Origin of the sequence: Phenylobacterium sp. (genome assembly GCF_036402295.1) — a bacterium.
Taxonomy (GTDB): domain Bacteria; phylum Pseudomonadota; class Alphaproteobacteria; order Caulobacterales; family Caulobacteraceae; genus Phenylobacterium.
On sequence record NZ_DASWTE010000174.1, the window covers coordinates 1 to 14,084 of the forward strand.

The window sequence follows — 14,084 nt, forward strand, 5'->3', positions numbered from 1 at the left end:
CCACCAGGACCAGCCGGGCGACTACCGGGTCGAGGTGAAGAAGCGCGGCCAGGTCTCGACGGTGACCTTCCCCTACAACCCGCTGGACGCGGTGGGCTGGCACGGCGACCTCGCGCCCGTGCGGCTGAACGTGAAGGATATCCGCCCGGTGGTGAGCCACCGCTACCACCTGCCGCCATCCGTGCACTCGACCTTCGTGAGCGACCGGTTCGTGGTCTGCACCTTCGCGCCGCGGCCGTTCGAGACCGACCCCGGGGCGCTGAAGATCCCGTTCTTCCACAACAACGACGACTACGACGAGGTGCTGTTCTACCACGCAGGCGATTTCTTCAGCCGCGACCACATCGAAGCGGGCATGATGACCTTCCACCCGTCGGGCTTCACCCACGGGCCGCACCCGAAGGCGCTGAAGAACATGCTCAGCCAACCCAAGCCCGCCACCGACGAGTACGCGGTGATGATCGACACGCGCGACCCGCTGGACGTAGGCGACGCGGCGGCCTCGGTGGAGAACCCGGCCTACGTCGACAGCTGGAAGGGCGGGTGAGCCTGCAGGACGACCTGACGGCGGCGGCGGTCGAGGAGCTGGACCGCGCCATGACGCTCGGCTGGCCGCAGCTGTCGGCGGCGACGCCCTGGGGCGACACCTTCGATGGCTTCACGCCCGAAGGCCGCGAGGTCTGCTTCGAGCGGGCGTACATGTGGGAGCACGAGGCGGGCGGCGACATCCGGGTGGAGGTCACCGTGTACGAGCCGCGAAGCTACGAGGACGGCGTGCGGCTGACGCGCGTGATTGCGAAGAACGGGAGTGACGGATGAAGCTGGCGTCGTTGAGGGGTGGGCGTGATGGCCGCCTCGTGGTGGTCTCCAACGACCTGGCCTGGTACTCGCCGGCCGACCGCATCGCGTTGACCCTGCAGGCGGCGCTGGACGACTGGGCGCGCTGCGAGCCCGAACTGCGGGGCCTGGCCGAGAGCCTGGAGCACGGCTCTGTGCCGAAGGCCCGCTTCCACGAGCACGACGCTGCGAGCCCGCTGCCGCGCGCCTACCAGTGGGCCGACGGCTCGGCCTATGTGAACCACGTGGCCCTGGTCCGCCAGGCGCGCGCAGCCGACATGCCCGAGAGCTTCTGGACCGACCCCCTGATGTACCAGGGCGGCTCGGACGGCTTCCTGGGCCCCCGCGACCCGATCCCGCTGAAGGACGAGGCGTGGGGCTGCGACATGGAGGGCGAGATCGCCGTGGTCACCGGCGACGTGCCCATGGGCGTGACCCGCGAAGAGGCGCTGAAGCACATCCGGCTCGTGATGCTCTGCAACGACGTCTCCCTGCGCAACCTGATCCCCGGCGAGATCGCCAAGAGCTTCGGGTTCTTCCAGTCCAAACCCGCCTCGGCCTTCTCGCCCGTGGCCGTGACCCCCGACGCCCTGCCCAACTTCAAGGCCGGCAAGCTGCACGGGAAGCTGGAGGTGGAGCTCAACGGCAAGCCGCTGGGCGAGGCGGACGCCGGCGTCGACATGACCTTCGACTTCGGGACCCTGATCGCGCACGCGGCCAAGACCCGCGCGCTGGCGGCTGGCACGATCATCGGCTCGGGCACGGTCTCGAACCGCGACGCCGACGGCGGGCCGGGCAAGCCGATCGACCAGGGCGGCCTGGGCTACTCCTGCCTGGCCGAGGTGCGGACCGTCGAGACCCTGCTGACAGGCAAGCCCGTGACCCCCTTCATGAAGCCCGGCGATACGGTGCGCATCCAGATGGTGGATGCGAAGCGCCACTCCATCTTCGGCGCCATCGAGCAGCAGGTGGCGAAGGCATGAGACGGGAGGGTCGCCGTCCTCCTCCTCGATGGACGAGGGTTGGGTGGAGGTGTGGCCGCAGAGCTCACGCAGATGGCGCGAGTAGGCGCCGGCGCCCAAGAGCGCCCGTCGCGTCGTCGCCCTGCGCACACCTCCATCCGCAGCCCTTCCTCCGTCGAGGAGGAAGGGAGGGAGTCACACAATGACAGCGCCGACCAGGGACCGCGGGCAGGAAGCGGCGGACCTCAAGCTCGACAGCTACCTGCCCTATCGGCTGTCGGTGGCGTCGAACGCGGTGTCGGGCCTGATCGCGCGGGCCTACGAGGACCGCTTCGGCCTGACCGTTCCGCAGTGGCGGGTGATCTGCGTGCTGGCCGAGGACGGGGGTCTGACCCAGGTGCAGGTCGTGGCCCGCACGGTGATGGACAAGGTGACGGTGAGCCGGGCCGCCCAGGGGCTGGTGAAGCGCCGGCTGGTGACCCGGGCCGAAAACAAGACCGACGGGCGCAGCCACGTCCTGGCCCTGACGCCCGAAGGCCGCAGCCTGCACGCCGAGATCGCCCCGCTGGCCTTGGCCTACGAGGCGGCGCTGATCGCGGGCCTAGCTCCCGAAGACGTGACCTTGCTCAAACGGCTGCTCGGCCGCCTGCAAGCGGCCGCAGGACAGTTGTCGGGCGAGCCAACTCGACCCTAAGGTGAGATTCGTAAGGGGGCGGCAACTATTGCAGTGCGTGGATGCTGTGGCGCGTAGCGAGGCGGCCCATGCCAATCCCGGATTGGTTGCTGGACGTGGAGGTGGTCGGTCCCATGTCAGGCGAACAGCTTTCCGAGCTCAGCGATGAGCTGGAACGCAAGGTCGGCGAGCGTATTGGCGAGCTGGAGCGCCTGAACGCCGAACTGCAGCAGGCGCTCGAGCAGAAGACCGCCGCCCAGGAGGCCCAGGCTCGAAGCGAGGCCCACTTCCGCGCCGCCTTCGAATCCGACGCCGTGGGGCAGGTGCACCTGGACCCAATCACCGGCCTCATCATCCGCGCCAACCGCTGCTACGCCGCCATGCTGGGCTATGCGCCCGAGGAGCTGGTGGGCCGGCGGGGATCGGACTTCACCTGGCCCGAGGACAAGACCGGCGAGCCCTACCAGCGGTTGATCCAGGGCAAGGTCGAGACCTATTCGCGGGAGAAGCGCTGCATCCGTCGCGACGGCACGCCTGTCTGGACCCGGTTCTCGGCCTCGATGGTGCGTGAGCCCGGCGCCGGCAAGCCGCTGCTCGCGGTGGCCATCGTGGAGGATATCGACGACCGCAAGCGGGCCGAACTCGAACTGGCGCGCGCCAAGGACGAGCTGGAGGCCGTGGTCGAGCAGCGGACCTCCGCGCTCGCGCAGCGCGACCTCCTGCTGCGCGAGGTCTATCACCGGGTGAAGAACAATCTGCAGATCGTCGACGGCCTGCTGCTGATGCAGGCCCGCCGCCTGCCGGAGCCGCAGGCGCGGGCGGCGCTGGAGACGTTGCGGGCGCGGGTCTACGCTCTGGGCCTCGTGCACCACCAGTTGATGGGCTCGAACGACCTCGAGACCTTCGAGATCGCGCCGTTCCTCCGGGAGCTATCGGCGCATCTGCTGGAAGGATTCGGCGGCGGCGTGGCGCTCGAGGTGCGCGCGACGACGCTGAAGGTGGACCTGGATTTCGCGATCCCCCTGGGCCTGCTGGTTACCGAGCTCGTCACGAATGCGGTCAAGCACGCGTTCCCCGAGGGGCGGGGATCGATCGCGGTGGCGCTGGAGGCGGACGGGCCGGGCTGGCTCACCCTGACGGTGGCCGACGACGGTGCGGGCTTTGACGCCGCCGGACGACATGAGGGTTCGCTGGGGGCCAACATCGTGGAAGGCCTGGTGCATCAGCTGAAGGGGACGATGACGGTGACGGCCGATGAAGGGACCCGCTGCATGGTGCGTCTGCCGGCGCCGGTGCGGGCATGACCGTATCGCGGTCTCACTGCGTCGTGGCGGTGGTCGATGACGAATTCATCATCGCCGAAGGCCTGACGCTGCAACTCGAGGACCTGGGCCTGACGGTCTGCGGAACCGCGGCCAACGCCGACGACGCCGTGGCGCTGGCGCAGGCGAAGCGGCCCGCCCTGGTGCTGATGGACGTGCGGCTGGAGGGCGAGAAGGACGGCGTCGACGCGGCGATCGCGATCCACGAGACGGTCGGCTCGAAGGTGATCTTCGTCACCGGGTCGCGCGAACCCGCCACCATGGCGCGGATCCAGCTCGACCACCCGGCCGGCGTGCTCTTCAAGCCGATCTCGGACCACCAGCTGAAGCAGGCGATCGACGCGGCGCTGGCGAGCTAGAAAGCGTGCGTCGCTGAATGCGCCGCAGGGCGCTGTCGGTCTAACCGCTGAAGACGCGCAAATGCGCGGACGGGACAGCTGACATTCCGCGTCCTTCCGCGGTCAACTCCGTCTGCGCTGACGCGCCGAGCGCAAGGCCTTAGGCGGCGAGCCCGTCCCGGCGCACGCCCCAGCGGTGCGAGCCTTCGCCGAACGGCAGGTGGAAGCCGTAGGCGGCCCGCTTGTGCTCGTCGCGCCAGGTCTGCTCGAACGAGACGATGACCTGGAGCTGCAGCTCCTCGGGGATCTGTCGGACGTCGTGGCCCAGGGTGCGGGCCACCTGCTCAATCACTATCGTTCGGTGCGCTTCGCCGCCGAGCGACAGGAGGGCCTCACGCACGCGCTTGCACAGGGTCGGCTTGACCTTGACGGTCTTCCTGGCCGGGGCGGCGGGCTCGTGGGCGATTTCCAGCGGGTTCTGCATGGTAGGCATACCATTGCCGCTGTTGGTTTATCGGCGGGTTAAAGCGCACGGGAAAAGCGAGATTAACGCAACTCGGGGGTGATTTTTTCATCCCCGGGCCCAAGTCACCCCCAACCGAGCGCCACCGCGCCGCGGTAGACCAGGAACGAGGTCAGGTAGGCCAGGGCGACCATGTAGGCGAACATCACGCCCATCCAGCCCCAGGAATTCGTCTCCCGCTTCACGACGCCCAGGGTGGCGACGCACTGCGGGGCGAAGATGTACCAGGCCAGGAACGACAGGCCGGTGGCCAGGCTCCACTGCTCGGCCAGGCGCGCGCCGAGGGCGCCGACGTTGGCCTCGGCATCGCCCACCGCATAGACGGTGCCCAGCGCCGCCACCGCCACCTCGCGCGCGGCGAAACCGGGGATCAGCGCCACCACCATCTGCCAGTTGAAGCCGATGGGCGCGAAGAGCGGCTGGATCGCATGCCCGATCATGCCGGCGAAGCTGTAGTCGATGGCGGGTCCGGTCGCGCCCACCGGCGGGCCGGGGAAGGTCGACAGCACCCACACGAGCACCATCAAGGGCAGGATGATGCGGCCGGCGCGGGAGATGAAGATCTGCGCCCGCAGCAGCAGGTTGCGCGCCACGTTCTCGAACGACGGCAGCTTGTAGGTCGGCAGCTCCATCAGGAACGGCTCGACGGCGCCGCGCCAGAACACCTTGCGGATCACGAACGAGACGGCGAGCGCCGAGAGGATGCCTGAGGCATAGAGCCCGAACATCACCAGGCCCTGCAGATTGAGGCCGGGGCCCACGACGCGGTCCGGGATAAAGGCGCCGATGATCAGCGTGTAGACCGGGATCCGCGCCGAGCAGGTCATCAGCGGGGCGACGAGGATGGTCGTCATCCGATCGCGCTTCTGGTCGATCACACGGGCGGCCATGATCCCGGGGATCGCGCAGGCGAAGGACGAGAGCAGCGGGATGAAGGCCCGCCCGTGCAGGCCCGCGCCACCCATGATCTTGTCCATGAGGAACGCGGCCCGCGCCATGTAGCCGAAGTCCTCGAGCAGGATGATGAAGAGGAACAGCACCAGGATCTGCGGCAGGAAGACCAGCACGCTGCCCACGCCCGCGAACAGGCCGTCGACGATCAGGCTCTCCAAGAGGCCGTCGGGCAGCAGCGTCCCCACCTGCACGCCCAGCCAGGCGACGCCGGCCTCGATCAGGTCTTGCGGCGGGCCGGCCCAGGTGAACACCGCCTGGAACATCAGGAACAGCAGCCCCAGCAGGATCGCCAGGCCCGCCGCCGGGTGCAGCAGCACCGCGTCGACGCGGCCGGTCAGGGTGTCGGGATGTTCGGGCGGGCGGACGTAGGTCTTCAGGATCCGCTGCGCCTCGCGATGCGCGCCGCGGATCTCGGTCGCCGACGGCTCGCGCCAGACGTTGTCGGTGGCGAGCGCGCCCGAGGCGATCAGGGCGTCGACCTTGGCGGTCAGCTCCTCGATGCCGCGCTTGCGGGTGGCCACCGTCGTGACGATCGGGCAGCCCAGCTCGCGCTCCAGCCCCTCCAGGTCGATGCGCAGGCCCTGGCGCTGGGCGATGTCGTACATGTTCAGCGCCAGCACCATCGGCCGTCCCACGGCCTTCAGCTCCAGGATCAGGCGCAGCACCAGACGCAGGTTGGTGGCGTCGGCCACCGCCAGCACCACGTCGGGCGCCTCCTCGCCGGCGAGCTGACCCAGCACCGCGTCGCGGGTGACCACCTCGTCGGGGCTGCGCGCGCGGAGGGAATAGGTGCCGGGCAGGTCCAGCACCGACAGGCTGCGGCCCGAGGCGGTGGTGACGAAGCCCTCCTTCCGCTCGACCGTCACGCCGGCGTAGTTCGCCACCTTCTGGCGGCCGCCGGTGAGCGCGTTGAACAGGGCGGTCTTGCCCGTGTTGGGGTTGCCGACCAGCGCCACCCGCGCCGGCCGCCTCCGGATCGCGAGCGATCCGGAATCCCCTTCAAGAATCGAACCGGCCCCGACGGGGGCGGTTTGGGCGGCCTCGCTCATTTCGATTCCAGCCGCACCCAGACGTCGGCGGCGTCGCGGCGGCGCAGAGCCACCCGCATGTCGTCCACCTTCACCGCGATGGGATCGGCGCCGAAGAGGCCCTGATGCAGGATCTCGAAGGCCGCGCCCTCCACGAAGCCGAACTCCAGCAGCCGCCGCTCCAGCTCGTGCACGTCCACGCCATGGCCGTTCACGTGATCGGCGCGCACCTCAGCGATGACCCCGCGGTCGCCCGGCTGGACCCGGCTCAGCCGCGTCAGCCCTTGCGCCTCGAGGAGGGCGGCGTCGTCCGACTGGGCCAGCATCTTGTGCATACGAACGGGGAGTCCTGCGTTCGCCGAGATTGCGAACTATTATCAGGTACGACCTCGGCCGTCCGGGCGCAAGGCTCGCGTTGACGCAGAGTCCGCGCGTTGAACGAGCGGGGGTGAGTCAAAGGAGGTGGCCCCTCTTGCGCTCGCGCACCAGGGTGTCACCGAAAGGCGGGCCCGGACTTCAGCCCGAGCTTCTTGAAGACGATCGCCGCTGGGCAGAAGCCGGTGAATGCCGACTGCATCAGGTTTGCGCCTGCGAAGGCGCTGAGGAGGGCCCACCAGGGGCTGACGAAGTACGCGAGGACCAGCCCCGTGAGGATCACGATACCCGCGAAGAGCAGGACGGCGCGCTCGATGGTCATGACTTCGCTCCTTGCTTAGGCCTTCAGCTTGCGGGCGCCGATGAGGTCCAGCGCCAGCTTCTCGTAGAAGGGCTCGCCTTCGCCGTGCTTCACCTTGGCCAGGAAGTACTTCTCGAAGCCCACCTTCGCGAGGTGGACCCAGCGCCCTTCGGCCGACCAGTTGACGTTGCGCGGCGGTATCTGGGGCTGGGCCATGAAGGCCACGCCCCCGTCGCCGAAGTCGGCCAGGCAGATGGCGTTCCAAGTGGCCTCGGCCGTGGCCGGCCGGCCCTCGATCAGGGCGGCGAGGTTCTCGGCGATGGCGCGGACCATGCTCTCGATCATGAAGCCGGTCTTGGGCACGCCGACCGGCACGGGGGTCTTGCCCATGGGCGGGATCGCCACCGCGACCCCAAGGCCGAAGACGTTGGGAAAGGCGGGGTTGCGTTGGGCCTTGTCGACGATGACGAAGCCGCGCGGGTTGGTCAGGCCCTCGATCCCTCGGACCGCCGCCACGCCCCGGAAGGCGGGCAGCATCATGGAAAAGGCGAACGGCAGCTCGTGGTGGGCCTTCACCGCGCCGTCGTCGGCCACCTCCTCCACGCCCAGCACGCCGGCTTCGGCCTTCACGACCCGGGCGTTGGTGATCCACTTGATGTGGCGGTTGCGCAGTTCGCTCTCGAGCAGACCCTTGGTGTCGCCGACGCCGTCCAGGCCCAGGTGGCCGATGTAGGGCTCGGCGGTGACGAAGGTCATCGGGACCTTGTCGCGCAGCTTGCGGCGGCGCAGCTCCGTGTCGAGGATCATCGCGAACTCGTAGGCCGGGCCGAAGCAGGAGGCGCCTTGCACGGCGCCGACCACGATGGGCCCGGGGTTCCGGAGGAACGCCTCGAAGTCGACCGCCGTCTCCTCGGCGTGGTCCACATGGCAGATCGACCGGGTGAAGCCGCCGTGCGGGCCGAGCCCCGGAATCTCGTCGAACGCCAGCTCGGGGCCCGTGCCGATCACCAGGTAGTCGTAGGCGAGGCTGGTTCCGTCGTTCAGTTCGATGCGGTTCTCGGCCGGATGCACGCGCCTGGCGCCCACGCCCCTGAAGCCGATCCCCTTCTTCTTCATCACCGGCGGCAGCTCGATCTCGATGTCGCGCCGCTCGCGCCATCCCACCGCGACCCAGGGGTTCGACGGCACGAAGTGGAACGTGTCGCCCTGGTTGACGACCGTCACATCCGCTTTCGAGCCGACCGCCGCCTTGATCTCGAAGGCTGCGATGGTCCCGCCAAGACCGGCTCCCAGGATGGCGATGGCTGGCTTGCTCATTGGGCCATGCTGCCACTCCGAGCGGGCCTGACATTGAGCGAGGTCAAGGCCGATGGCGCCCGTTGAGCCTATCCGGGGCGGGAGGTGAGCCGCCTCGACCCGTGACAGCGAGATGCCCATGCCCGGTCCCTTGATCCGCGACCTGACGCCGGCCGAGGTGCAGGCGATGCTCGAGCGCGACGAGATCGTGCTGATCGACGTCCGAGAGCCTGCGGAGTTCGCAGCCGAACGGATCCACGGCGCGCTCAACTTCCCGCTCTCCACCTTCGATCCCAAGGCCTTGCCCAGCGGCGGGCGCGAGCGGGTGGTGCTGCAGTGCGGCTCCGGCAAGCGCTCGGCCATGGCCCTGGAGCGCTGCCAGGCCGCGAGCTTCGCGCTCCACGATCACCTCGGCGGCGGGATCGCGGCCTGGCGCCAAGCCGGCCTGCCGACGGTGCGGCTCGACGCCGACACCGGAGCGGTCCTCGACCTTCGCTGAGCTTTAAGGAGGCCCGCCGATGCGCCGCCCGCACGCCCTCAGCCTCACAGCCGCCGTGGTCCTGGCGCTCGGCGCCTGCGGAAAGTCGCCCCAACGCGTCGAAGCTGCAGCGGCTGATGCGGCCGGCGAACGCCTGGTCCTCGCCGAGCGCACGGTCGCCGACCTGAAGCCCGTGGCGGCCCTGGTCACCACCAAGGACATGGCCGAGGCCCGCGCCCGCATCGGCGGCACGCTCGTCCGGCTCGCGGTCAAGGAGGGCGACCAGGTCCGCAAAGGGCAGGTGGTGGCGGTCGTCACGGACCAGCGGCTGGCGTTCGAGACGCGGGCCTATGAAGGCCAGGTCGCGGCTGCAGTGGCGGAAGCGACCCGCGCCAAGGCCGATTTCGCGCGCATCCAGACACTCTACGACCAGGGCGTCTACGCCGAGGCCCGTCTCGAACAGGCCGCGGCCGCCGCTCGCGCCGCCCAGGGGCAACTGGACGCGGTGCGCGCTCAACGCAGCGCCGCCGCCGAACTGGTGGGGCAGGGCGACGTGCTGGCGCCGGCGTCCGGCCGCGTGCTGCGCGCCGACGCGCCGGCGGGCTCGGTGGTCAGCCCCGGCCAGTCCGTCGCCACCATCACCGCGGGCGAACCGCTGCTGCGGCTCGAGATCCCCGAGGCCCAGGCCCGCGCACTTCGGGTCGGCGATTCCGTGCCCATCATGGTGGAAGACCTGCCCGGCGTCGGGGCGGCAGGTGTGATCGAACAAGTCTACCCGGCGGTCACCGCCGGCCGCGTCGTCGCCGACATCCGCGTGGCGGGCCTCGATTCCGGCCTCGTCGGTCAGCGCGTGCGGGTCCGCGTGAAGGTGGGCGAGCGCCAGGCGCTCGTGATCCCCCGCCGCTTCGTGGCCACGCGCTACGGCGTCGACTTCGTGCGCGTGGCGGGCCGCGACGGCGGGGCGGCCGACATCGCGGTCCAGGTCGCCCCTGGGCCCGTCGCTGACGAGGTCGAGGTGCTCTCCGGCCTCGGCCGCGGCGATGTCATCGTCGCCCCGCCGCGCACCCTGGCCCAGGGCGGGACGCGATGAACCTCGGCCTCTCCGGTCTGCTCACGCGCGCGACCATCGCCTCGCCCTTGACGCCGCTCTTCCTGCTCGCGGCCATCGCCGTGGGGCTCCTGGCCCTGATGTCGATCCCGCGCGAGGAGGAGCCGCAGATCAGCGTGCCCATGGTCGATATCATGGTGCAGGCCCCGGGGCTCCGCGCCGAGGACGCCGCCGAGCTGGTGGCCAAGCCGCTGGAAACGATCGTGCGGAGCGTCGACGCCGTCGACCACGTCTACACCCAGGTGGAGGACGACCGCGTCCTGGTCACCGCCCGCTTCGATGTCGGCCAGGACCCCGACGACGCGGCCGTGCGCATACACGAGAAGGTGCGCGCCAACTACGACAAGATCCCGGTAGGCATCCCCGAGCCGTCCATCGTCACCCGCGGGATCAACGATGTGCCGGCGGTGGTGCTCACCCTGTCGCCGAAGCCCGGCTACGCGTCGCGCTGGAGCGACCAGGCCCTCTACGACCTCGCCGGCAAGCTGCGCACCGAGGTGGCCAAGGTCGCGGACGTGGGTTTGACCTTCATCGTCGGCGGCCGGCCCGACGAGATCCGCGTCGAGCCCGACCCCGAGCTGCTCGCCCTGCGCGGCGTGCCCCTCAGCGCCCTCTTGGAGACCGTCCGCCAGGCGAACCGCAGCTTCCCCTCGGGCGCCATCCGCGAAGGCGGCCAGGCCGTGGACGTGTCCGCCGGGCGCACCCTGGCCTCGGCCCGCGACGTGGGCCTGCTGACGGTGAGGTCCGTGAATGGCGAGCCCGTCTACCTGCGGGATGTCGCCTCGGTGGTCCAGGCGCCGCGCGAGGATCAGGCCCGCGTCTGGCGCCACACGAAGGCCGAAGGCGGCTGGAGCCGCACTCCCGCCGTGAGCCTGGCCATCGCCAAGCGCGAGGGCGCCAACGCCGTCGTCGTGGCCGACCACATCCTGGACCGGGTGGAGGGCCTGAAGGGCGCGCTGATCCCGGACAGCCTGGAGGTCGCCGTCACCCGCGACTACGGCGAGACTGCCGACGAGAAGGCGAACGAGCTCCTCTTCCACCTGGGGCTGGCGACGGCCTCCATCGTGGTCCTGATCGGCTTCGCCATCGGCTGGCGCGAGGCGGCGGTCACCGCTTTCGTCATCCCCACGACGATCCTCCTGACGCTCTTCGCCTCAAACCTGATGGGCTACACCATCAACCGGGTCAGCCTGTTCGCGCTGATCTTCTCGATCGGCATCCTGGTCGACGACGCCATCGTGGTGATCGAGAACATCGCCCGTCACTGGGCGATGGGGGACGGGCGGCCGCGGAGCCAGGCCGCCATCGAGGCGGTGGCCGAGGTCGGCAACCCCACCATCGTCGCCACCCTGACGGTGGTCGCGGCCCTGCTGCCGATGCTGTTCGTCTCGGGGCTGATGGGGCCTTACATGGCGCCGATCCCGGTGAACGCCTCGGCGGCCATGGTCTTCTCCTTCTTCGTGGCCATGGTGATCGCGCCCTGGCTGATGATCCGCTTCGCCCGCCGCGCCCTGGCGGACGGGGAGGGGCATGCCCACGGAGAAGGCCGGCTGGGCGGCGCCTATCGCAGGCTCGCCGGTCGCGTGATCGCCACTCGCCGCAGCGCCGGCGTGTTCCTGGCCGTCGTCGGCGTCGCGACGCTGGCGGCCATGTCGATGTTCTACTTCAAGGCCGTGACGGTGAAGCTGCTGCCGTTCGACAACAAGTCGGAGTTGCAGGTGGTGGTGGACATGCCCGAGGGGACCAGTCTGGAGGCGACGGAGCGCACCCTGGACGCCGCCGCGCGGATCGCCCGGGGCGTGCCTGAGGTGGTGTCCATGGAGACCTATGCCGGGACCGCCGCGCCCTTCAACTTCAACGGGCTCGTCCGCCACTACTTCCTGCGCAGCCGTCCCGAGCAGGGCGACCTGGCCGTGGCGCTCACGCACAAATCGGACCGCAACCGCGCCAGCCACGCCGTGGCGCTGGACCTGCGCGAGCGGCTCGCCAAGCTGCCGCTGCCCGAGGGCGCGTCGGTCAAGGTGGTCGAGGCGCCGCCGGGCCCGCCGGTGATGGCGACCCTGCTGGCCGAAATCTACGGCCCGGACGCTGAGACCCGCCGCGCCGTCGCCACGGAGGTGAAGCGGATCTTCAAGGGCGTGCCCTATATCGTCGACGTGGACGACAGCTGGGGAGAGCCACGCCCGCGCCTGCGGCTCACGCCGAACCGCGAGCAGGTGGAGTTCTTCGGGCTTTCCGAGGGCCAGGTCTTCGACTCCATCGGCGCCGTGCTGGGCGGGTCCACGGTGGGCTATTCGCACCGCGGCGGCGGCCGCCCCCCGCTCGAGATCGCCGTGCGCCTTCCGCAGTCCGATCGCACCTGGAGCGAGCGGCTGGCCTCCACGCCGGTGGCGGTCGCGCAGACCGCCCAGGGCCCCCGCCTCGTGGAGCTGGGCGAGGTGGTGGAGGCCACGCGCGAGACCGGCTCCTGGCCGATGTACCGCCGCGACGGCCGTGACGCCGAGATGGTCACCGCCGAGCTGGCCGGCCAGTACGAGGCGCCGATCTACGGGATGTTGGCGGTGAACCAGGCCATCGCCCAGCACGACTGGAAGGACCTGCCCGAGCCTGCGATCCGCCTCAACGGCCAGCCGGCCGACGAAGGCGGGCCGACGCTCCTGTGGGACGGCGAATGGGAGATCACCTGGGTCACCTTCCGCGACATGGGCGCGGCGTTCGGGGTGGCGATCCTCGGCATCTACGTCCTGGTGGTGGCGCAGTTCAGGAGCTTCCGCCTGCCGCTGGTGATCCTGACGCCGATCCCGCTGACCCTGGTGGGCATCGTCATCGGACATATGCTGTTCCGGGCGCCGTTCACCGCCACCTCCATGATCGGCTTCATCGCGCTCGCCGGCATCATCGTGCGCAACTCCATCCTGCTGGTGGACTTCATCCGCCACAGCCAGGGCGAGGGCCGGCCGCTGCGCGACGTGTTGCTGGAGGCCGGCGCGATCCGCTTCAAGCCGATACTGCTCACCGCGCTGGCCGCCATGATCGGGGCGGTGGTGATCCTGTTCGATCCGATCTTCCAGGGGTTGGCGATCTCGCTGCTGTTTGGCTTGGCTTCCTCCACGCTGCTGACGGTGCTGGTGATCCCGGCGATCTATGTGGTGTTGCGAGACGACGGCCGACCTTCGACACGGCTCAGTCATCCCGCAGCTGTCGGGCCCGAGCCGGAGCAGGTCCCGCTGGCCAGGGCATCTTGAAGCCGCCGAGGCGAGGCCTCCCAGGGCCGCGCCGCTCGACGCTACCAGAACTCGGCTGCCGGGCTTCAGCGGGAGACGCAGCGCTGCTTGCATCCAGAAGAGCCCCGCCTTGACGTCGTTGTCCCAGGCGGCGCTGAACCCCTCCCACAATCCGTCGCGCGAGCGCGCGGTGCGGTCCTGCGCAGATTGCGCGAGCGCGGTGAGCCGGTGTAACCAACGCCAGCGGCCCCTGTGGTGGAATTGGTAGACGCGCCGGATTCAAAAGCGCATTTCGGGCCGAAAGGTCGTAAACTTACGTAGTCATTTCAGTGTCTTAACGTAGTGCGCCGAGTTTACACATGCCTTACACATAAGCCCCGTGATCCGGGAAGTGAGGCAGGGCGATGGAAAGCCACACCCTCATGGACGGGAAAGTCCATGTGTACCGCCGCGAAAACAGCGGCTTCTGGCAGTGCGCCGTGTTCCTTGGCGGACGAAATCACCGCCAGACGACGCGCCAGAAGAGCCTCGCCCTCGCGATGGATTTCGCCCGCGAGTGGTACATGGAGCGGTACGCCGATGATCGGCTACGCCGACGCGGCCTTCCGCTCCCGACCGAGGATGAGCGAGCTGCGGCCGGCGAGCCGTTGTTCCTCCGGCCGCGA

13 protein-coding genes and 2 pseudogenes are annotated in these 14,084 nt (G+C 69.7%); 10 read left to right on the top strand and 5 right to left on the bottom strand.

Annotated features, from left to right (window positions below; genetic code table 11):
• The 6 genes and pseudogenes from VGD44_RS11020 to VGD44_RS11045 all read left to right on the top strand — a co-directional run.
• Positions 1–547 (top strand): annotated as a pseudogene (locus VGD44_RS11020) (homogentisate 1,2-dioxygenase); the annotation flags it as partial.
• Positions 544–819: a hypothetical protein gene (locus VGD44_RS11025; RefSeq protein ID WP_331086859.1), complete on the top strand. Its 276-nt coding sequence runs from the start codon at positions 544–546 to the stop codon at positions 817–819. The pseudogene VGD44_RS11020 and the gene VGD44_RS11025, both read left to right, overlap by 4 nt.
• Positions 816–1,820 carry a fumarylacetoacetate hydrolase family protein gene (locus tag VGD44_RS11030; RefSeq protein WP_331086861.1) on the top strand — a complete coding sequence of 335 codons (1,005 nt, stop codon included), beginning with the start codon at positions 816–818 and terminating at the stop codon, positions 1,818–1,820. Before VGD44_RS11025 ends, VGD44_RS11030 begins: the two co-directional genes overlap by 4 nt.
• Before the next feature lie 181 nt (positions 1,821–2,001).
• Positions 2,002–2,493, top strand: a complete 492-nt coding sequence (locus VGD44_RS11035; protein WP_331086863.1) for a MarR family winged helix-turn-helix transcriptional regulator — start codon at positions 2,002–2,004, stop codon at positions 2,491–2,493.
• A 68-nt stretch (positions 2,494–2,561) separates the two neighbouring features.
• Positions 2,562–3,776 (top strand): PAS domain S-box protein, encoded by a 1,215-nt coding sequence (locus VGD44_RS11040; RefSeq protein ID WP_331086865.1) that lies wholly within the window; start codon positions 2,562–2,564, stop codon positions 3,774–3,776.
• Positions 3,773–4,153, top strand: a complete 381-nt coding sequence (locus tag VGD44_RS11045; protein ID WP_331086868.1) for a response regulator — start codon at positions 3,773–3,775, stop codon at positions 4,151–4,153. Before VGD44_RS11040 ends, VGD44_RS11045 begins: the two co-directional genes overlap by 4 nt.
• Before the next feature lie 139 nt (positions 4,154–4,292).
• Here the strand turns inward: VGD44_RS11045 and VGD44_RS11050 are convergent, their stop codons facing one another.
• The 5 genes from VGD44_RS11050 to VGD44_RS11070 form a co-directional block, all read right to left on the bottom strand.
• The gene (locus VGD44_RS11050; protein WP_331086870.1) at positions 4,293–4,616 is read right to left on the bottom strand and encodes a hypothetical protein; all 324 of its coding nucleotides are present in this window, start codon (positions 4,614–4,616) and stop codon (positions 4,293–4,295) included.
• Between the two features lie 104 nt (positions 4,617–4,720).
• Positions 4,721–6,658 (bottom strand): ferrous iron transporter B, encoded by a 1,938-nt coding sequence (gene feoB, locus VGD44_RS11055; RefSeq protein ID WP_331086872.1) that lies wholly within the window; start codon positions 6,656–6,658, stop codon positions 4,721–4,723.
• Positions 6,655–6,963, bottom strand: coding sequence for a FeoA family protein (locus VGD44_RS11060; protein WP_414694639.1), 309 nt, complete (start codon positions 6,961–6,963; stop codon positions 6,655–6,657). The genes feoB and VGD44_RS11060 overlap by 4 nt, the downstream gene beginning before the upstream one ends.
• A gap of 167 nt (positions 6,964–7,130) precedes the next feature.
• Positions 7,131–7,334: a DUF2892 domain-containing protein gene (locus VGD44_RS11065; protein WP_331086876.1), complete on the bottom strand. Its 204-nt coding sequence runs from the start codon at positions 7,332–7,334 to the stop codon at positions 7,131–7,133.
• A gap of 15 nt (positions 7,335–7,349) precedes the next feature.
• Positions 7,350–8,630: an NAD(P)/FAD-dependent oxidoreductase gene (locus tag VGD44_RS11070; protein WP_331086878.1), complete on the bottom strand. Its 1,281-nt coding sequence runs from the start codon at positions 8,628–8,630 to the stop codon at positions 7,350–7,352.
• A 118-nt stretch (positions 8,631–8,748) separates the two neighbouring features.
• Between VGD44_RS11070 and VGD44_RS11075 the strand changes: the two genes are divergently transcribed.
• From VGD44_RS11075 to VGD44_RS11090, 4 genes and pseudogenes are all read left to right on the top strand, one after another.
• Positions 8,749–9,108 (top strand): rhodanese-like domain-containing protein, encoded by a 360-nt coding sequence (locus VGD44_RS11075; RefSeq protein WP_331086880.1) that lies wholly within the window; start codon positions 8,749–8,751, stop codon positions 9,106–9,108.
• A 19-nt stretch (positions 9,109–9,127) separates the two neighbouring features.
• Entirely contained in the window at positions 9,128–10,177 is a 1,050-nt protein-coding gene (locus VGD44_RS11080) for an efflux RND transporter periplasmic adaptor subunit (RefSeq protein ID WP_331086882.1), read from the top strand.
• Entirely contained in the window at positions 10,174–13,440 is a 3,267-nt protein-coding gene (locus tag VGD44_RS11085) for an efflux RND transporter permease subunit (RefSeq protein WP_331086884.1), read from the top strand. The genes VGD44_RS11080 and VGD44_RS11085 overlap by 4 nt, the downstream gene beginning before the upstream one ends.
• A gap of 383 nt (positions 13,441–13,823) precedes the next feature.
• Positions 13,824–14,084 (top strand): annotated as a pseudogene (locus tag VGD44_RS11090) (hypothetical protein); the annotation flags it as partial.